Here is a 1,704-nt window from a genome sequence, read left to right on the forward strand (position 1 = left end):
CCCGGCGCGGCGGGCACGTCTCCCCACTCCCCCCCGCACCGCCCCCCCACCCCCACCACCGGCGCCCGGGGGCTGCCCCCCGCGCGGGGGTCAGGAGAGGAGGGGGTGGAGGGCGGGGAGGAGGACGCGGTCGGCGGGGAGCCAGTCGACGGTGTCCAGGCCGGCGGAGGTCAGCCAGCGGACGGCCTGGTGGTCGGTCGGGGTCGGGGTGCCGGAGGTCAGGGTGGCCGTGTAGGCGCGGAGGATCAGGTCGGAGCGGAGGGGGATGTCCGGGCCGATCTGGTCGCCCGGGGCGACGGTCACGCCCAGTTCCTCCGAGCACTCGCGGATCACGGCGGCGTGGTCGGTTTCGCCCGGCTCGACGCGTCCGCCCGGCAGTTCCCACTTGCCGGCGGCCTCGGGCGGGTAACTGCGTTGCTGGGCCAGGAGCAGGCCGTCACGAATGATCGCCGCACCTACTACTACGCGCGCGCTCAGCAGGTCGATGCTGCGCGCGGACACGGCGGCGGCACGGGCTTCCAGGACTTTCAGGGCCAGGCCGCGCCCCACCAGGACGTCCGCCAGCCGCCCGAACGGGCCGCCGGGGCTCGACCACTCGACGGAATCGACCACCATCGTGCCGCCGCCGGTGTGCAGCAGGTCCGTGACCAGCGTGAACCTCGGCAACGGCCCACCGACCAGCTCCGCCGACACCCCCGTGGTGTCGGCCCGCGTCACGACCAGCGTCCCGGTCACCGGCCCCACGGACCCGGCCAGCGACGCGCCCGCGAACAGCACCGGCGCGCCACCCGTGATCCGCACGCCCAGCCCTCGCACGGCTCGGGCCAGCAGTCGCGCGTCCAGCAGCGCGGCGGCGACGGTCCGCAGCGGCGCGTCGACCAGGGTGGTGGTTCTCAGCTCGGGCACGGTCGCCGATCCTGCCGGCCGCGCCCGTCACCGGTAGAGCGGCCAGCGCACCTCCAGCCGGGCGCCGCCCTCCGGCGACTCGCCCGCCCGGATCGTCCCGCGCCGCCGCCGCACCAGGTGCGCCACCAGCGCGAGCCCGAGCCCGAACCCGCCGGTGGCCCGTCCCCGGTCCGATTCGACCCGGTAGAAGCGGTCGAACACCTTCTCCCGGTGCTCTTCGGGGATGCCGTGCCCGTCGTCGTCGACCAGCAACCGCACCTCGCGCACGGCCGGCAGCACGGAGATCCGGATGAACGTCCGGGCGTACCGGGCGGCGTTGCGCAGCAGGTTGTCCAGCACCAGCTCGACCTCCGCGCCCGCGGCGGAGACCAGGCACGCGCTCATCGGCGCGGCCAGCTGCACGAGCAGCTCCGTCTCCCCCAGCCGGTCGACGGCGGCCTGCGCCTGCAGCACCAGGTCGACGGGCTCGGCGCGCGGCAGCTCGCCGGTGTCCGCGCGCGCCAGGATCAGCAACGCGTCCACCAGCGCGGACAGCCGTTCGGACTCCTCCACCACCGATTCGAGCACCTCGATGGAGAAGTCCGGGTCGGGGTGCGCCACCGCCACCTCGGCCTGCGCCCGCACGGACGTCACGGGCGACCGCAGCTCGTGCGCGGCGTCGCCGGTGAACCGGCGCAGCCGTTCGGTGGCCTCGTCGCGGCGGGCCAGCAGGGCGTTCAACGCCTCGGCGAGCGCTTGCAGCTCGTCCCGCGCGGCCGGCACGGGCAGCCGCCCGCCGCGCCGCAGCGCCCCCCCCGC

Annotated in this window: 2 protein-coding genes; both read right to left on the reverse strand. The window is 76.2% G+C overall.

All coding sequences use genetic code 11. The features are described 5' to 3' along the window. Positions 1 to 90 precede the first annotated feature (90 nt). The gene (locus ABTZ99_RS44900) at positions 91 to 906 is read right to left on the reverse strand and encodes a (deoxy)nucleoside triphosphate pyrophosphohydrolase (protein WP_498774288.1); all 816 of its coding nucleotides are present in this window, start codon (positions 904 to 906) and stop codon (positions 91 to 93) included. A gap of 27 nt (positions 907 to 933) precedes the next feature. Further along, a partial coding sequence (locus ABTZ99_RS44905; protein ID WP_499619285.1) for a sensor histidine kinase occupies positions 934 to 1,704 on the reverse strand: 771 nt, incomplete at its 5' end.

This window comes from Actinosynnema sp. NPDC002837, assembly GCF_040295345.1.
Classification (GTDB): domain Bacteria; phylum Actinomycetota; class Actinomycetes; order Mycobacteriales; family Pseudonocardiaceae; genus Actinosynnema.